Annotated in this window: 15 protein-coding genes; 6 read left to right on the top strand and 9 right to left on the bottom strand. The window is 59.8% G+C overall.

Annotated elements, in window-relative coordinates; genetic code table 11:
* Window positions 1–2: 2 nt before the first annotated feature.
* Together LIX15_RS16125 and LIX15_RS16130 are read left to right on the top strand one after the other, a co-directional pair.
* Window positions 3–1829 (top strand): IucA/IucC family protein, encoded by a 1827-nt coding sequence (locus tag LIX15_RS16125; protein ID WP_227774176.1) that lies wholly within the window; start codon window positions 3–5, stop codon window positions 1827–1829.
* Between the two features lie 204 nt (window positions 1830–2033).
* Complete coding sequence (locus tag LIX15_RS16130) at window positions 2034–2189, top strand: hypothetical protein (RefSeq protein WP_227774177.1); 156 nt, start codon at window positions 2034–2036, stop codon at window positions 2187–2189.
* Between the two features lie 46 nt (window positions 2190–2235).
* Here LIX15_RS16130 and LIX15_RS16135 read toward each other — a convergent pair whose 3' ends face one another.
* Together LIX15_RS16135 and LIX15_RS16140 are read right to left on the bottom strand one after the other, a co-directional pair.
* Window positions 2236–3222, bottom strand: a complete 987-nt coding sequence (locus tag LIX15_RS16135) for a formyltransferase family protein (RefSeq protein WP_227774178.1) — start codon at window positions 3220–3222, stop codon at window positions 2236–2238.
* Between the two features lie 230 nt (window positions 3223–3452).
* Window positions 3453–4343 (bottom strand): universal stress protein, encoded by an 891-nt coding sequence (locus LIX15_RS16140; RefSeq protein WP_227774179.1) that lies wholly within the window; start codon window positions 4341–4343, stop codon window positions 3453–3455.
* Window positions 4344–4481: 138 nt separating this feature from the next.
* On the opposite strand from LIX15_RS16140, the gene LIX15_RS16145 reads away from it, so the two are divergent.
* The 4 genes from LIX15_RS16145 to LIX15_RS16160 all read left to right on the top strand — a co-directional run bounded on the left by LIX15_RS16145 (window position 4482) and on the right by LIX15_RS16160 (window position 9138).
* The gene (locus LIX15_RS16145; protein ID WP_227774180.1) at window positions 4482–5816 is read left to right on the top strand and encodes a sodium/calcium exchanger protein; all 1335 of its coding nucleotides are present in this window, start codon (window positions 4482–4484) and stop codon (window positions 5814–5816) included.
* A 118-nt stretch (window positions 5817–5934) separates the two neighbouring features.
* Window positions 5935–6882: a LipP1 family hormone-sensitive lipase gene (gene lipP1, locus LIX15_RS16150; protein WP_227774181.1), complete on the top strand. Its 948-nt coding sequence runs from the start codon at window positions 5935–5937 to the stop codon at window positions 6880–6882.
* Between the two features lie 87 nt (window positions 6883–6969).
* Window positions 6970–7836, top strand: a complete 867-nt coding sequence (locus tag LIX15_RS16155; protein WP_227774182.1) for an NmrA/HSCARG family protein — start codon at window positions 6970–6972, stop codon at window positions 7834–7836.
* Between the two features lie 153 nt (window positions 7837–7989).
* Window positions 7990–9138 (top strand): MBL fold metallo-hydrolase, encoded by a 1149-nt coding sequence (locus LIX15_RS16160; RefSeq protein ID WP_227774183.1) that lies wholly within the window; start codon window positions 7990–7992, stop codon window positions 9136–9138.
* 226 nt (window positions 9139–9364) lie between these two features.
* On the opposite strand, the gene LIX15_RS16165 is transcribed toward LIX15_RS16160, so the two are convergent.
* The 7 genes from LIX15_RS16165 to LIX15_RS16195 all read right to left on the bottom strand — a co-directional run bounded on the left by LIX15_RS16165 (window position 9365) and on the right by LIX15_RS16195 (window position 15927).
* Window positions 9365–10891, bottom strand: coding sequence for a formate/nitrite transporter family protein (locus tag LIX15_RS16165; RefSeq protein WP_227774184.1), 1527 nt, complete (start codon window positions 10889–10891; stop codon window positions 9365–9367).
* A gap of 269 nt (window positions 10892–11160) precedes the next feature.
* Window positions 11161–11688 (bottom strand): DUF7261 family protein, encoded by a 528-nt coding sequence (locus LIX15_RS16170; RefSeq protein ID WP_345411806.1) that lies wholly within the window; start codon window positions 11686–11688, stop codon window positions 11161–11163.
* Window positions 11676–12080, bottom strand: a complete 405-nt coding sequence (locus LIX15_RS16175; protein WP_227774185.1) for a DUF7262 family protein — start codon at window positions 12078–12080, stop codon at window positions 11676–11678. The genes LIX15_RS16170 and LIX15_RS16175 overlap by 13 nt, the downstream gene beginning before the upstream one ends.
* Window positions 12073–12756 carry a DUF7263 family protein gene (locus LIX15_RS16180; protein WP_227774186.1) on the bottom strand — a complete coding sequence of 228 codons (684 nt, stop codon included), beginning with the start codon at window positions 12754–12756 and terminating at the stop codon, window positions 12073–12075. The genes LIX15_RS16175 and LIX15_RS16180 overlap by 8 nt, the downstream gene beginning before the upstream one ends.
* Entirely contained in the window at window positions 12753–13277 is a 525-nt protein-coding gene (locus LIX15_RS16185) for a DUF7266 family protein (protein WP_227774187.1), read from the bottom strand. Before LIX15_RS16185 ends, LIX15_RS16180 begins: the two co-directional genes overlap by 4 nt.
* Entirely contained in the window at window positions 13277–13987 is a 711-nt protein-coding gene (locus tag LIX15_RS16190) for a DUF7289 family protein (RefSeq protein ID WP_227774188.1), read from the bottom strand. The genes LIX15_RS16185 and LIX15_RS16190 overlap by 1 nt, the downstream gene beginning before the upstream one ends.
* Window positions 13984–15927, bottom strand: coding sequence for a type II secretion system F family protein (locus LIX15_RS16195; RefSeq protein ID WP_227774189.1), 1944 nt, complete (start codon window positions 15925–15927; stop codon window positions 13984–13986). Before LIX15_RS16195 ends, LIX15_RS16190 begins: the two co-directional genes overlap by 4 nt.
* Window positions 15928–16002: the final 75 nt, after the last annotated feature.

The raw sequence follows: 16002 nt of genomic DNA on the forward strand, positions 1-16002 counted from the left end.
CGATGCAGGAACTCACGACAGATACGAACGGACGAATCGAACACGAAGAGCTACGGGACGCACTCTCGACCGACGTTTGGGAGTCGGTCGGTCGCAAACTGCTGGCGAAGATGCTGGCGGAGTTCTGCTACGAGGAACTCGTTTCACCGGAGCGAACCGACGACGGACGCTACCATCTCGGCCTAACCGAGGGCGTCGAATACCGGTTCGACGCCGAGGAGCGAAAATTCGATTGGATGCACGTCGAACCGGAGTCGCTCGAACGCAGAGGCGCTGGCGACTGGGAACCTGCAACCGACCCAGTTCGGTTCCTGCTCGACGCGCAGGACACCATCGGCGTCTCGGACATGACGGCGGGTCATCTGGTTCGAGAGTATCGAAACACGATGCTCGCGGATGCGCACATCGAAGCCGAAGAGAGCGAAATCGACCCCGCGAATCTCGATTACGCCGAACTGGAGGGCGAGATGTCCGGCCATCCGTGGATAACGTACAACAAAGGTCGCCTCGGCTTCGGCTACGACGATTACCTCGATTACGCGCCGGAGCGAAAACAGGAAACGGCGCTCTCGTGGGTCGCGGCGTCGCGCGAGCGGGCGACGTTCGAGTCGGTTTCCGGACTCGACCACGATTCGTTGATCGATGGCGAACTCGGTGAAGTCCGCGAGGATTTCGACCGAAAACTCGAATCGGAAGGGTACGACCCCGAGGAGTACTTCTACCTCCCGATCCACGAGTGGCAGTGGGAGAACAGCGTCGTCCAACTGTTCGCGGACGAAATCGCGTCGGGGAATATCGTTCCCCTCGGCGATGGCCCGGACGAGTACCTGCCACAGCAGTCGGTTCGCACCTTCGTCAACGTTGATGAGAAGGAGCGCCACCACGTCAAACTCCCGCTCCGTATCCTCAACACGCTCGTTTACCGCGGTCTCCCCGGCGAACGAACCGAGGCCGCGCCGATCGTCACGGAGTACATCAAAGGAATCTACGAGGACGACGAGTTCCTGCGCGAGGAGTGCGACCTGATTCTCCCCGGCGAAATCGCGGGGCTAAACTACGACCATCCGGATTTCTCCCAGCTCGATGGTTCAGCGTACCAGTACGACGAACTGCTCGGCTGCGTCTGGCGGGAGAGCATCTACACCTTCCTCGAAGACGACGAACGGGCCGTCACCCTCTCGGCGCTGATGCACGAAGAAGACGGCACACCGTTCCTCGAATCGCTCGTCGAAGAGTCGGGTCTGACGATGGAAGAATGGCTCGACGAACTGTTCGCCACCGTCCTGCCGCCGCTTCTCCACTACCTCTATCGCTACGGGACGGTGTTCTCTCCGCACGGTCAGAATACCATCCTCGTGTTGAAGGACGGGAAACCGCACCGTCTCGCCGTGAAGGATTTCGTGGACGACGTGAACGTCAGCGACCAACCGCTTCCGGAACTCGAAACACTGCCGGACGACCTCTCGGCGGTGCTTCGCTCCGAACCGCCGGAAGGTCTCTGTCAGTTCATCTTCTCGGGATTGTTCGTCTGCGTCTTCCGGTACGTTTCGGATTCGCTGGCGACGCATTCGGACTACTCGGAGGAGAAATTCTGGACGGGCGTTCGGGAGGCGGTTCTCGATTACCAATCGCAGTTCCCCGAACTGGAAGACCGGTTCGAACTGTTTGACCTGCTCCGTCCCGAGTTCACGAAACTCTGTTTGAATCGAAATCGGCTGTTGGACTACGGTTACGAGGACGCAGATGGTCGTCCACACGCCTCCGAACAAGGGACGGTTCCGAACCCGCTTTTCGAAGTTGCAGAGGAATCACGACCCGCCGAGAAATAGCGAACTGAACCGCTCTCGAATGATATAATATTTATCTATTTTTAAATAAATACTCCCATATCGGGTTTTCAGGGCGTCTGGTGGCTATTTATCTGGTGTGTCAATGAAGAAAATATGATGGTATAGAGGGAAGAGTTAAACGGTCCGATCAAGGACACTGATCGCTCCCGTCCAGTTCTCAACTCCCAGGGCAATTGTCTTCGATTGACCGTTCCTGCCTACCAGCTCAGCGACGATGGGCTGGGCCTGGGAGAGAGCGAAACGGCGGAAGTGACGATTACGACGCAGTACAGTTCGACCACGGTTTATCAGGTATCCGTCCCGCAGTCGCTCTCACAGCAGAGTGCAGTCACGGTTTGACGACTGCCACGCGAATATTTCATTTTTACACTGTCGTTTCGAATCCTTACGTAACGTCACGTTCGCCATGATTCTGACCGCCGTCCCTCGTTCTGGTCTGCCTATCCCTGCAGAGCTTCCCGAGAGCAGTTTTACAGACGTACCGAGCGACATTCACCCCCGTCGGCATCGTGTAGAGGGTACCGAGCGAGTCAGGCGTGGTCGGTTCGAACGTCGAATCTCGAAGTCGGCGGACGCCGACCGCGAGCAGTTGCTCGCAGACGGCGATTTGCCGACGCTCCACCTCACGCCACGTCCGGGCATCGGCAATATCGACCGTTCGCTCGGCGATTATCTCTCCACCGTCCAGCGTCTCGCTGATTCGCTGGAGCGTGACGCCCGCGGTCGGTTCGTCGTTCAAAAACTCCCACAATCCTCCCGGTTGTCCGCGGTAGGATTCCAAATCGCCGCGGTGGAAGCTCAACACGCCGTGAGTCGGCATGGTCAGAAACTCGCCTTTCAGTACGCCGAAACCGAATCGGACGACGACGTCCGTGTTCGTGCCGACTTCCTCGGCCACTTCCTCAGGAAGCAGGTTTCCGAACCCGGACGCGGGAACCGGTTGACAATACAGCCGCTTCGCGCCGGAAAATCCTGCGACGGAATCGATAGATCTGGGCTCATGATAGTCGGGCGTTTCAGCGAACTGTCGCGCGACACCGGTCAGCGACCAGAGCAGATGGGCGCGCAGTCGCTCGATACTACACGAAATGTACTCCAGTACGCCACCGGGAAACGACCCCGCAAGATAATCGCTTAAGTCGTCGGGATCTGCGTCGTCGTTGATGACGAGATGCGTAATCTCGACGTTCGTCTCCGCGACCGTGCGCTCGATGGCGCGTTCCATCCACGCGGGAACCGTCTCCCCTGGGAGGAGGATCCCGACTCGAAGCGGTCGTTCCTCCGCCGGTGACTCCGGAGTCGAATGCACCCCCCTCGTCGTCGGTTCCGTTCTCCGCTCGCTGTCGGACGAGTTTTCGGTCGTCGGAGACATGGTGTTCCCGCGTTCCGGACGTACTATATTCGTTATACACCTCCTGTTTTCCGTAAATACCGCGTTTTCTCGTCGCCCCCTCGTCATTTGATTTGGGTTAACTACAAGATGTCGCGACATCGGTTCCATTCCGAACGAATCGCTGCATGCCGACCTCAAAATTCGCCGACTCCCGGCGCTCCCTCGTCGTTTCAGCTTCGGATATCACCGACAAGCAGAATATGAGTTTCTCACGCCGTCTGTACGGTTTTCGTCACGACGAGTACCGGCACGTCCACGACGCTTAGAACCGTATCCGTGACGCTTCCGAGCAGTTGTCCACGTAGATTCGCTTCGCCTCGGGATGCCATGACTACGAGGTCGATGTCCTCGTCGTTAACATAGTCTTGAATACCCGCCGTCGGCGTTTCACGAACGATTGCGGTTTCGAGGTCGATTTCGGAATCTATTCCGCGGGCGCGCTCTGCGACTCGTTCGACCGTTTCAGTTCCCCGCTCTTCCAATCGCTCGATGAACTTCTTCGAGACGCCGCCCGCGCTGAACAGTCCGCCCTCCATCTGCACGTCCACGACGTTGAGGACGTGGAGCGTCGCATCGTACTGCTGTGCGATGTTAACGCCGTACGGAGTCGCGTTTTCGGCGTTCTCGCTTCCGTCCGTCGGGAGGAGAATCCGACTGTACGTCGTTCCCGTTTCGTCGGAGATGTCGCCGTTTGGAACCGCACAGACGGGGATCGTGACGGTTCGAAGCACGCGGTCGGTCACGCTTCCGAGAATTTGGCTTCCCAGTCGTGACCTCCCGCGACGACCCATGACGACGAGGTTCGCGTCGATTTCGGTCGCGTACTCCGCGATTACTTCGTGCGGTTTTCCCTCCGAAAGGGTGGTATCCACGGAAACGCCGACTTTGTCGGCCATCGCTTCGATTTCGGCGAGGTCATCGGCACCTTGCTCTTTTCGTTCGTCCTGCGTCTCCGCATCGATCCGCCGGAATCGGCTCTGTTCGAGGACGGAAAGCACGGCTATCGTCGAACCGTAGGATTTCCCGAGTTCGAGACCGTACTTTGCGGCCCGCTTCGCGCAGTCGCTCCCATCGATGGGAATGAGGATTCGGTCGTACATGGCACATGCCATGTACGACGGAGACCAGCATAAATCGTCGTCCGTGAAAACCCGGCGGTCGGTTCGAGGGATCGTCGTTGATCGGTGCCCGGCTAGCCGACGGAATCGTTACCTTGCACACCGTGGTTCACCAAGAGCATGAGTTCTTTGCTACGACATCCACTCGCCGCCGTCGTCGGAGCGGTGTTCCTAACCCTCGCGTGGGTGGTGGTTTGGGCGACGAACGTCCAACACGCGCTCGGAACGCTGGCCGTCGTCGGCGTGAGCGGACTCGCCATCCTCGGCGCGTCGTTCCTCCTCGCGTGGGGAGCGGAAACCGCCGAAAAGGACGTTCCGCGGGCCTTTGCGCTCGCCGTGCTCGCCGTGCTCGCCGTCGCCCCGGAGTACGCGGTGGACGCCTACTTCGCGTGGACCGCCGGAGCGAACGCCGGAACCGAGGCGGGACGGGAAGCCGCGAATCTCGCCGTTGCGAACATGACCGGCGCGAACCGCATCCTCATCGGATTGGGGTGGTCGGGCATCGCACTCTTTTCGATTCACAAGGCCCGCCAGCGCGACGACGTGCGACTCATCGAGCGAAACTCCCCGCTCGGGGATGCGATTCCGCTCGACCGGGACATCGCGACCGAGATTTTGTTCCTGTTCTGTGCGACCGTCTACGCCTTTCTCATCCCGTTCAACGGCGGCATCGACGCCATCGATTCTATCGTATTGGTCAGTCTCTACGCGATTTACATCGCCATCATCATTCAGGGAGAGGTCAGCGCCGAAGAACACGTCGGCGTTCCGGCGTACTTCCAGCGCCGCTCCCGTCTGATTCGAATCCTCATCGTCCTCACGCTATTTTGTTACTCCGGGTTTCTCATCTTTACTGCCGTCGAACCGTTCGCACACGGCCTCGAAAATCTCGGCCTCCAGTTCGGGATTCCGCCGTTTTTCATGCTTCAGTGGGTTGCTCCCCTCGCCAGCGAGAGTCCGGAACTCATCGTGACGGCGTATCTGGTCAACAAGGCGCGCTCGACGGCGGCGTTCAACGCGCTCATCTCCTCGAAACTCAATCAGTGGACGCTCCTCATCGGCACGCTCGTGGTTGTTTACAGCCTCGCACTCGGTCAGTACGGCGTTCTGCCGTTCGACAGCAAACAGGCGGCGGAAATCTGGTTGACCGCGGCACAGAGCCTCTTCGCCATCTCGGTGCTCATCAACTTCCGAATCAGCGTCCGCGAGGCGGTTACGATTCTCGTTCTGTTTAGCTCCCAAGTGCTCGCGGAGTTCGTCCTCTTACAGACGCTTCCGTCCGCACAATCTGCGACGTATTCGTACTGGTTACTCATCGCGTACTCGGTACTCTACGTGCTGTTGGCCCTCGTTTTGTTCTCGAAGCGATACGCTTCCCTGCGAGAGGTGCTTCGACTGACGGCGGCAAAAGTGCGTCGCGCACGCGTGCACGGCGCCGAAGAGTCGCAGGACTGACGCTGTCACACTGGATTGATACTGTCACGAGGATACCTTTCGCGCGTTAGATTCTCTCGAAAAAACGGCGTTAAAATGACAAATACGGGTATGCTCTCTGCCGTCGTGTACTGTTCTCATGACCACGTCAGAGCCGCACCCGGATGTGCAGAGGATACTCCGCGGACGCGAAAACCGAGGAATTCCCCCGCTCAGTTCGCTCTCGGTCGATGGGGCGCGAAAACTCCTCGAAGAACTGTGGGTTCCACCCGACGAGCCCGAACCCGTCGCGATGGTGCGGGACGTTACGATTGACGGCCCGGATGGCGGCGTTCCGATTCGGATTTACACGCCGGACGGATCGGCTCCGTTCCCGATTTTCGCGTACTTTCACGGCGGCGGCTGGTCGCTGGGAAGCGTCGACGTTGACGACAGCATCTGTCGCGCCTTCGCAAACGAAGGCGAGTGCGTGGTCGTCTCGGTTGGGTATCGCCTCGCACCCGAACACCCGTTTCCGGCCGCCCTCGAAGACTGCTACGCGGCAACGAACTGGGTCGCGACGAATTTCGAGGCGATTCACGGCGACCCCGACCGTCTCGCCGTCGGCGGCGAAAGCGCGGGAGGAAATCTGGCCGCCGCGGTGGCACAGGTCGCCCGTGACCGGGACGGCCCGTCTATCGCGCATCAGATTCTCGTCACGCCAGCGACGGACTACTCGCTCGACACGGAATCGTACGACCTGAATCCCGATTTCGTCGTCGTCGATAAGACGGATATGGAGTGGGCGTGGGAGACGTACCTCGAAAGCCACCTCGACGGACAGAACCCGTATGCGTCACCACTGCAGGCGCGTACCGTGGCGGACCTTCCGCCCGCGACGGTGCTGACCTGCGAGTTCGACGTCCTCCGCGAGGATGGAATCGCCTACGCCGAGCGCCTCTCGGCGGCCGACGTTCTGGTTACGCACCGACACTACGACGACATGATTCATGGGTTTATCGGATATCTCGACGACCCGAAACTCGCTCGCGCACGGGAGGCGATTGCCGACATCGGGCGCGACCTGCAAACGTCGTTCGCACGGTAGGACGAAATCGGCTGCGCGTTTCTCCGTTTGAGATACAAAACCGCCGTGGCATACACTTACGGAAATGGGTGCCGTCCACGTCACACTATGTCACAATCAACTTCGACCAGCATCCTCGTCGTCGGTGCGACCGGAACGCAGGGCGGTGCCGTCGTGGATGCCCTGCTCGATTCCGACGACGAGTTCGACGTGCACGGACTGACGCGGCATCCGAGGAGCGACGCCGCAGAGCAGTTGGCCGACCGCGGCGTCACGGTAGACGAGGGAAACCTAGAAGCAAAAGACTCACTCGAGCCCATCGTGGACGATGTGGACGCAGTTTTCGGCGTCACCAATTTCTACGAGGCGGGGTACGAGGGCGAAGTGAGAGAGGGAACGAACCTCGCGGAGGTGGCCGCCGACGTCGGCGTCGATCAGTACGTGTTCAGTTCGGTCGGCGGAGCGGAACGCGGCACGGGAATTCCGCATTTTGATTCCAAGTACGAAATCGAAGAGCGGATTCGAGAACTCGACCTTCCGGCGACCGTCGTTCGTCCGGTGTTCTTCATGCAGAACTTTGACGCCCAACGCGAATCGATAGAAAACGGAACGCTCTCGCTGGCGCTCAAAGAAGGCGTTTCGCTGCAGATGGTGGACGTCGATTCTATCGGCGCGTTCGTCGCGCGGGCGTTCGAAAACCCAGACCGCTATCGAGGAGAAGCGTTCGAACTCGCGAGCGACGAACACACGTTGGAGATTGCGGCGGCGGTGTTTTCGGCGGTTCTCGACCGCGATGTCGAAGCTAATCACCTCTCTATCGAAGACGTCCGGGAGCAGATGGGCGAGGAGTCTGCCACGATGTTCGAGTGGTTCAACGACCACGGCTACGAGGCCGACATCGACGACCTTCGGGGGAGCCACGACGTCGATTTCACGCAACTGGACGCGTACCTTCGCAGAGAGAACTGGGGATAATCTCGAATACTCACGACGACGAATACTCACGACGACACCTCGCCCGGGCGAGGTGTCGTCGTTTCGTGTCACCATGTCGTTTTGTCGCTACCGTGGGATACCTGGCGACAACTGCTAACCGTCTTCGGGTTCCAATACACTGTAGGTGATTTCATGGTGAACCAAATCACTGCGGAGGAGTTGGCCGACCGATTCGACGACGGGGAGTCGATGACGCTCATCGACACCCGTCCCGAGGATAGCTTCGAAGCGTGGCACCTGCCCGAGGCGGAGAACGTCCCGTTCGACCCGCGGGAGGGAGTGGGAGACGACCAACTCGACCGAGTGGCCGACATCGACGACGAGGAACCGCTCGTCACCATCTGCGGAAAAGGCTTGACATCGACGCCCTTCGCTTTCGAACTCGAGGCACAGGGATACGACGACGTGACCGTCGTCAAAGGCGGCATGGAAGACTGGAGCAAGGTGTACGATATCGTCCCGATAGCGAGAGATGACGAAGAACTCGTCGTCCGCCAGATTCAGCGTCGCGGGAAGGGTTGTCTCGGATACGTCGTCGGTTCCACAGAGTCTGGCGAGGCGGCGGTCGTGGACCCGACCCGACAAATCGACGTGTTCGAAGTCGCCGCCGAAGAAGCCGGATTGACTATCTCGTGTGTTTTCGACACGCACATCCACGCGGATCACATCTCGGGCGGTTCACGACTCGCCGAAACCCTCGACGTTTCGTACTACCTCGGGAACGCGGCGAGCGAGCGCGACGTCGAGTACGATTACGACCCAGTCGAAGACGGAACGACCGTCGAACTCGGAGACGTGGAGATAACGGCCCTGCACGCACCCGGCCACACGACCGAGATGATGAACTACCGAATCGACGGTGCGTATATCCTCACGGGCGATACGCTGTTCGTCGATTCGGTGGGTCGAACCGAACTCCAGTTCGGCGAGGAGGATGCATCCGAAGGTGCCGAACTGCTGTACGACACACTGCACGAAACGATTCTCGACCTGCCGGACGACACCCGAATCCTCCCCGGACACGTTGCCGTCACGAGCGACGGGCAGTACGAGGGCGGCGAACCGGGCGAACCCATTCACGCCCGCCTCGGTGATCTCCGCGACGACCTCGACCTGCTTCAATTGGACGAAGAGGTGTTCGTGAACCGACTGGCCGAAAACGCCCCGGAAAAGCCGCCGAACTACGAGACGGTCATCGCCATCAATACGGGCGAAGAATCACCGGACAGCGAGGAGGAGGCGACGGAACTCGAAGTTGGGCCGAACAACTGCGCGGCGTGAACTGGAACTATCTCGAATCGGTTAGGGTTGTACCTACGCTGACGCTCTGGGTAACAGTCAAAGCCACCAGTGGTAGTAGATGGTAGTACCCGATTGCTCCGAACGTCGTTTAACCGAGACGAGTATCAGAGTCTGTTCCAAGTGAGGGCTGCGTTGAACACGCCGTCAGTCAGATTGCGTCAGACGCGGTCGCGGTCGTGACTGTAACGCGACAAACCGACGCGTGCTAATCCTGCCGCTCGGTCGAACTCGTTTCGGTTTGTTCCTCGGACAAATCGGCTCGTTCCCGGAAATACTCGCGTACGCGGGGCCCTAACAGCCACTCGAACCAAGACAGCTCGAATCGGCGTCGGTTGTACTCCGGAAAGCGCCGATTTTCGGTCATACTGAAGTTCACGAGCGCGACGAACACGATTCCTCCGATGGTGTTTCCGAGTACGACCGGAACGAAGAAGTCCGCGAAAACGGATCCGACGCTCGCGCTTCCGATGAAGACCAAAAAGAGTACTTCGCACGCGCCGACCACGCAGTGAAAGAGGTCGGCGATGGGTATGATGATCATGATCGAGTAGACGATTAGGAGCCGCGAAATCGTCTCTCGCGCCGCGTGAACCAACCACACCATCGTCGCGACGAGGCCACCAGCGAAGGTGCCCTTGTAGAAGAGCGCGGACCATGACGTACTCATCGCGTGTTCGCCGAATCGGTAGGCCGTTTCCGCCACTTCGGGTTCGAAAATGCCGGTTCGTGCGAGAAGATAGGCGCTGATTCCCGCTCCGATGACGTTTGCGGCGAGAACGACGGTCCACAGGCGGAGGAGTTGTGGCAGACTGGCGAGTCGCGTCAAGACGAGGGTTACCGGCGTCAGCGTGTTCTCCGTGAACAACTGATAGCTCCCGATGACGATAATGACGAAGCCGATGGGATACAGGAGATTTCCCATCGCAACGTTTTCGGGATATGCGGTTGTCATCGCGGCGCGCGCGAGGAACGTCGCGCCGACGCTCAACCCTGCGGCAAGCCCGCTGAAAAACAACAGTCGCGTACTTCGTCCGATTTCCTCGTCCGCGGTCGCGGTCACTCGCTGAAAAATTTCGTCCGCCGAAAACCGATCCCGAACGGCTTCGCCTGCGGCGGGTGCCCCACGGCGAGAGCGGTCTATCGTCTCCCGAAGTTCGCGGTTCTCGGCCTGCAGCGACCGTTTTACGTCGGTGAGATCTCCCGCATCCGCAATCACGGCGAGCATCGGTTCGAACTCGTGTGGGCCGTCGTACCGTTCGCCGTTGATGTAAAACGTCGGTGTCCCGTTCACACCGCTCCGGAGACCGCTCTGATAATCCTCTCGCACTCGCTCTTCGTGGATGCCTCTGTCGAATTCGTCCGTGAATCGACCGACGTTCAAATCCAGCTCCGCTGCGTTGCGCACGAAGTCTTCCCGCGCGAGCGCATCCTGCCGTTGATAGAGCAGGTCGTACATCTCCCAAAATTGTCCCTGCGCGCCAGCGGCCTCCGCCGCTTCGGCGGCTTTCTGCGCACGCGGATGCTGTTGTGTGAGCGGGAAATGGCGAAAGACGAATCGAATCTTCGTTCCGATTCGGTTCAAAATTCGACGGATAATCGGATAGAAATCGCCGCAGTAAGGGCATTCGAAATCACCGTACTCCACGAGCGTTACCGGGGCATCGTCCGGCCCACGAATGTGATCTCGCTCAGTTACCGGTTCCGCAAGCGTGTTAGTTTCGGTTTGACTCATGTGAACGCCCCCTCGACCCGACTCCTCCCGGTTTCAATGCGATCATTCGAACTCGACGCGAGTACGCGGATGCCGGTTCCACAGTCCTTCGTTCCGATTTCGGTTCACGATTCCCCCCGGAAATCGCTGTAACAGGCGATGGTACAGTTGTTGGCCGAGCGGAATAACGCTGTCGCAGACGCATTCGTCGTGTATCGGTTAATTCAACGCTTACGAGGGCACCATCGGTGGCGAAATTTTGAGGATGATGTTCGACCGACGGATTCGACTCACGCGGTCGTTCGTACCGGTATCGTCACCTCGTACCACCCACGCTCCGTCGTCACGCGCACGTCGAAGGCCACGCCGAGAACGTGCGTTTCACCGCCTCGGTTTTGGACGACGACGCCTCGTTCCGCGACGCAATCTCCGAACTGCCGATTCGGACCGCTCGGACAGGTCGCCTGCGCCCATTCCTCTGTCGCCGACCGATTGTACTCGACTTGGTACACCGTTCCCGATTCGACTCTGGACGACCGTAGCGTCTCCAAATCCGATTCGAGGTCGGAGCGCACCGCCGAAATCGCGGCGTCTCGATTATCCCACCGATATTCCGCGGGAACGTCGCGGGCGGTGTCCTGCACCCCCCGCGAGAGAACGCCCTCCGCGTTCTCGACCGGCGCATCGTAATCGTTGCTCGCGGTTACGTCGTCGCTGTAGCCCAGTTGCAGATACGCGAAGACGACGGGTGCGAGTGCGACGGCCACGATTGCCGCCGCGGCCAGCACGAGTTGTGCGCGGTCTCTCACACGTACCACACCCAAATCGTCACGTCGCCGTTCGTCGTCGTTACCGTCGAAACGCCGACCGACACGCTCGCCGGTTTTCGGTAGCCGACTCCGCCATACGGCGTTTCGACCCGGAACATGAGGTTGTCCGGAAGGATTCTGTCCACACGGCGTTCCAGGGAGTCCTGCTCCCGCTCGAACGTTTGTGGCGAGTCGATGATTTCGGCCAAACGGGTCGTACCCTGATGTCGGGGCGGTTCGCTCGCGAGCACGGTTCCCGCGTCTTCGGCGTACAGTTCGAGTTGTGCGCCACGAGTGTCGGGGGCCGGGACGCCCAACGCGAACCCCATCGCAACGCCGAGGATGAATATGATGCCGATTCCCGCCTCCACAACTGACAGCGACAGTTGTGCCCTAGGCATCGACCGTCACCGCCAGCACCGCTTTTCGGGTGGCCGTCGGGTAGTACGTGGCTCGAACGCTTCCCGTCGGGAGCGCCCCCTCTGCTTCCGTTTCGAACGCGAACTGAACGGTTTCGAAGCGCGAAAGGGACATCGAAAACGTTCCATCGAGACCGGATTCGTTTCGCAGAACGATCCGGTCGTTCGCTCGAACCGCAGTCACCGCTGTCTCGTCCGGTGGTCGTATCGTGAGCGTCGCGTTCGTCGTGCGCCGCGGAAACGTAAATCGCGGGTCGGACGCCGAAAGTTGCGGTGTTCGTGTCACTTCGTCGCGGCGCTCGACCAGTACGATACGGCGAATCGTTGCCCCACCCGTCGGATTTCCGCGCTCGGCGAGCACGTCCTCATCGAGTTTGATGCGAATGTTGCGGCTTCCGACGACCGGAAATTGTCGCTGTACCCGGTCTGCATCGAGGGTTTCGAGTTCGGTCGAGTTGATGACGTTCGGTCGAACCGTCACCGGACTCCCTTCGCTTATCAATCGTTCGCTTACCGCAACGCCGACCTGCCGGGACGTGGCGTCCCGTTCTGCACCGAGGAACGCCCTGTCCGCCATCCCGATACTCAGTCCGGTTACCATCGTCAGAATGAGCAGTGCAACCGCCATCGCGGGGAGATTCATCTGCCCCCGCGTCATGGCGCTCGCTCCCGTTGTCCTCGTTCCAGTTCGACCACGAGACCCGTCCGTTCGGTTCCCTCGCTTCGAACGACGACGAATGCCGGTTCCGTACTCGACCAATTTCCTCGTACCGTATCGACGTGTTCGGGAATGGCTAGACGAGTTGTTCCGCTCACTTCCTTGTTCGAATGGACGAGCGTGAGCTTTCGGCTCTCAGCGCGAATTTCGTACTCCATCCCGCGAATCGTTCGCGGGAGTGTCACGCGCATTCGACCGCGAACGGTACGTCCGTTCGCGGGAACCGCCTGCTGGATTCGCTCCGCGGTTTTCGACAACACGCGGTCGCCGACCTCGTCTCCGACTGCCGTTCGATAATCCGGAACGACCCCACCGTACAGCGTCGTCGTAATCAGTCCGATGTACAGCACGACTAATCCCGCTTCGAGCACCTTCCCGATGACCGGGCTAACTCCCCGTTCGTCCAACACTCCTCGTCCTTCCGTCACGTTTCGATCCTCCGTCATTCTTCGTCCCGTCATCACCGAACCTCCATTCGCATGTCGTGGACGACGAGGTATGCGAACCGTCGTCCGGGATATTTCGCGACGACACTCGGAATCCCGTCCCCGTCGAAATCGCGGATCGTCGTCGTCGCATTTTGGCGCTCGAAGTGCCGACGCCACGCCCCGGTCGCTTCCGTCTCGATGGCGACTCTGTATGTTCCGTTACCAAGCGTCGTCCGAGCGTGGGTGACGTTCGTCCAGACGTGCGCTGACGTGCCGGTTTTCGAGGTGACGACACGCTCCGATGCGTTGAGCTTCGCGGCACCGACCACCAACACGCCGCCATCCCTGGAGGTCGTAATCGGTGGTTGGGAGTACATCCGTGCGGAACCGTTCGTGCCGCGGACTATGCCTCCGGCGACGTATGTGACTCGTCTACTGCCACTTTTGAAGCACAGTGAATCGACTCGAACGGTTCGCACGACGCCCGATTCGTCCAGTATTCGGAGCTCCCGCTCCGCGGTCTCCAGCGTCCCTTCCGAAAACGAAATCCGACCGCGATGGACGCCGGTCGATTCGACGGGCGAAAGAGCGCGTTCCATGTCCGTCGAAACGCGCGTTGCGTCCGCAGTCGCGGTGTTGCTATCAACGACGAGGCCCACGCTCGCCGTTAGACCGGCCAGAGAGAGCATGACCGTCCCGAGGAGGAGCGCAACGCTGACGACGTTCGATTGGGCACGTCTCATATCATTCCCGCCCCTGCGAAAATGAAGTACGCAACCGCGACGAGCGCGGCCGAGTGGAGCAGTGCCTCGTAGAATCCTCGACTCGCGTATCCGGCGAACCAACCGCACGCGAGCATCGTCGTCTGCGTGACGACGTAGAATCGGTGTCTGTCGCGCGCCGGTTGTACCGCGTTCGGGTCGAGAGCCAACCCCGCGTTCGAGTTGGAGACCGCGGATAGCTGCGAAAAGCTGTCGAGCACGTAGGCATTTACGGCAATCATGATGCCGATGATGAGAAGCGCGGTCGTCCAGCCGACCACCACGTAAACCAGCATGTTCGACCGAAGCGCCTTTTTCTGGTGGTACAATCTACCGATCTCGACCTGTAGGGTGTCGAAAACCGTCTCGGTGTCGCCGCCGACGTCTAACGTCCCAGTGACGAGACCGATAGTCTGGTCTGCCAGCGGTGTTCCGACGTTCTCGACAAATCGGGTCAGCGCATCCCGGCGCAAATCCCCGTTGCGAGTCGTGAGATTCGCGTTGAACGCGAGGTCGGTAACGTCCGACTGAAGCGCGCCTAAATCGACATCGCGTGCAACCCGGTGAACCGCCTTCGAAAACGGGCGACCTAAGCCGACGTGGGCCGACACGGCGTGAACGAAATCCTTGATTTCGCGGTCTTTCGCGTCATCAATCCGCGATCGACGGACGGAGACGAGACCGACTGGAAGCGCGAACGCGACGTAAGAGAGCAATATCGTATCCACAAGCGCGTAATCCAGCATCCAGAGTAATCCACCGACACAGAAAATCAGTGGAACCGCCAGCACCGCGGTGTTCGCCGGATTGACCAGTATCGTTTTGAGTAACTCACTGACCTGGGTCGAGCGGGGGTGTCTTGGAGCCGATTGGTCGGCGGGTCGCAGCGAGGACATTACGGCCGCCGCGCCAGCACCGACGACGAGGATGAACGCGCCACTGCTGTAGATGATGAGCGCCCGAACGGACAGCCAACCGAACGGTGGCGGTGCCGCAGTCGCCAACCCCGGCGAGAGGACGCTCATGACCGTTAACACGATGACCAAGAGCGCCGGGATAACCAGCAGAACGATGAACATCTCGGCAATCAGTTCGAGGAATCCTTGCGCCTGTTGACGGGTTCGGGACTGTCGATTGCTCAGCATTCGGCTCTCCATTTGAAGGTACTGTTCTAGCGCATCCGGTCCCTGTTCAGCGTGCTCTCGGAATTTGAGCAAAAATGGCGCGAGCACGTCACGTGACGGCGTATCGCGGGCGACGATTCGCAAGCCGTCCTCCACGCTTCCGGTCAGTGCGGCCTTGTTCAGCACCTTCCGGAATGCGACGGCGGTGTCGCCGTAGGACTCCTCACGATCGGCGACTTTCCGAAGCATGGCTATTTTGTCGTCGCTCCCGGACGAGAGCGCCCGAAGATATCGAACCGCACCCGGCAGTGTTCGCTCGATGTTCGACCGACGTGCGCTGGCCGACCAGCCGAGATACAGTCCGCCGAACCACACTGTCGTGCGTTTTCCGAGGGTCGCACAGACCACAGCGAGGCCGGTTGCGGCGTGTGTCCGTGGAACGTTCGGTACCCGAATCCTGTCCAGCACTGGTAGTCCGTCGTGGAAAAACGACGCCATCCCCGCGAGAACCGACTCCGGAACCGCGACCGTCACCAGAAACGCCCAGCAGAACGTGGCGAGAAAAACCGCCCACGAAAGGCCGTAGGTCCGGGAGAGAAACACGTCGAAACTGGCGTTCACGTCGGTTGCACGGTAGCGTTTCCGGTCGCGGTCGTGGCGCGTGTGGTCGGCGTGGCGCGAGAACAGCGCGTACAGTGCGCGGTCGAGAATGCCGAGGGCGTTCTTTCCAGAGTGGTCGCCGCTGGCCGGTGACTTCTGCCCCGTTTTCGTGCGCTTCGTATCGGAGGTCGGATTCATTCGTCCCACCGTGCGACGATACCAATCATGCTGATATATTCGAAACGTTATATGATTTAAAATCTATGGATGTGA

The sequence above is a fragment of the Haladaptatus pallidirubidus genome (genome assembly GCF_020700235.1).
GTDB classification, from domain to species: Archaea; Halobacteriota; Halobacteria; order Halobacteriales; family Haladaptataceae; genus Haladaptatus; species Haladaptatus pallidirubidus.

Bases quoted from the DNA above. Each gene is read 5' to 3' on its own strand.
- LIX15_RS16135 (WP_227774178.1), bottom strand. From the start codon at position 3,222: ATGTCTCCGACGACCGAAAACTCGTCCGACAGCGAGCGGAGAACGGAA.
- LIX15_RS16175 (WP_227774185.1), bottom strand. From the start codon at position 12,080: ATGCCTAGGGCACAACTGTCGCTGTCAGTTGTGGAGGCGGGAATCGGC.
- LIX15_RS16185 (WP_227774187.1), bottom strand. From the start codon at position 13,277: ATGACGGGACGAAGAATGACGGAGGATCGAAACGTGACGGAAGGACGA.
- LIX15_RS16140 (WP_227774179.1), bottom strand. From the start codon at position 4,343: ATGTACGACCGAATCCTCATTCCCATCGATGGGAGCGACTGCGCGAAG.
- LIX15_RS16195 (WP_227774189.1), bottom strand. From the start codon at position 15,927: ATGAATCCGACCTCCGATACGAAGCGCACGAAAACGGGGCAGAAGTCA.
- lipP1 (WP_227774181.1), top strand. From the start codon at position 5,935: ATGACCACGTCAGAGCCGCACCCGGATGTGCAGAGGATACTCCGCGGA.
- LIX15_RS16190 (WP_227774188.1), bottom strand. From the start codon at position 13,987: ATGAGACGTGCCCAATCGAACGTCGTCAGCGTTGCGCTCCTCCTCGGG.
- LIX15_RS16160 (WP_227774183.1), top strand. From the start codon at position 7,990: ATGGTGAACCAAATCACTGCGGAGGAGTTGGCCGACCGATTCGACGAC.
- LIX15_RS16180 (WP_227774186.1), bottom strand. From the start codon at position 12,756: ATGACGCGGGGGCAGATGAATCTCCCCGCGATGGCGGTTGCACTGCTC.
- LIX15_RS16145 (WP_227774180.1), top strand. From the start codon at position 4,482: ATGAGTTCTTTGCTACGACATCCACTCGCCGCCGTCGTCGGAGCGGTG.
- LIX15_RS16165 (WP_227774184.1), bottom strand. From the start codon at position 10,891: ATGAGTCAAACCGAAACTAACACGCTTGCGGAACCGGTAACTGAGCGA.
- LIX15_RS16155 (WP_227774182.1), top strand. From the start codon at position 6,970: ATGTCACAATCAACTTCGACCAGCATCCTCGTCGTCGGTGCGACCGGA.
- LIX15_RS16125 (WP_227774176.1), top strand. From the start codon at position 3: ATGCAGGAACTCACGACAGATACGAACGGACGAATCGAACACGAAGAG.